This is a genomic window from Bacillus haikouensis, assembly GCF_013179555.1.
Classification (GTDB): domain Bacteria; phylum Bacillota; class Bacilli; order Bacillales; family Bacillaceae_B; genus Rossellomorea; species Rossellomorea haikouensis_A.
Map to the genome: position 1 here is coordinate 1 of NZ_JABMCR010000605.1, position 692 is coordinate 692.

Here is a 692-nt window from a genome sequence, read left to right on the forward strand (position 1 = left end):
GCATTGTCTGCACAGGTTGCTTTGCGTGACATACTTTGAAATATTTTATTTTCCTTTAATGTCCTCACCCATGAGTTGTGTTGGTAATGCCAGCCTTGATCAGAATGGATAGTAGTGCGATAGGTTGTATTATTTTTTATGATCCCTATCGTCTCTTTTAAAGGTTCCATGACTAGATCAAGTGTTGGACGTTTCCTAATTCCAAACGCTATAATCTCTCCATTGTAAAGATCAAGAATTGGGTTTAAATATAACTTCTCTTCCCCAAGACATTTAAATTCGGTGATGTCGGTTACTAATTTTTGAAGAGAAATAGGTGTATGGAAACGGCGGGATAGTCGGTTTTTCTCAACCTTCCCAACCTTACCCTTATAGGAATTGTATTTACGAGATTTCCGCATGAATTTTACACATTTCAATCCCAGTTCTCGCATCAGTCGATATACTTTTTTATGATTAACACGATGTCCTAACTTCTTTAATTCCTTCGTGATACGTTTATAACCATAGCGTTCATGAAACTTCTTAAAAAGGTTGGTTATGAGTTCTTTTAGTTCTGTTTCCGGATCTTCTTTCTCGAAGTTTTTTACATGATAGTGATAAGTTGCTTCAGGAATTCCTACAACAAGGAAGATATCCTTCAATCGGAATCCTTCTTCTTTGAGTTCAAATGCCACTTTTGCTTGTGCTTT

General features: G+C 36.4%; 1 protein-coding gene. It reads right to left on the reverse strand.

The window, feature by feature from the left end; translation table 11 throughout:
* A partial coding sequence (locus HP456_RS24615) for an IS3 family transposase (RefSeq protein ID WP_172255899.1) occupies positions 1-692 on the reverse strand: 692 nt, incomplete at both ends.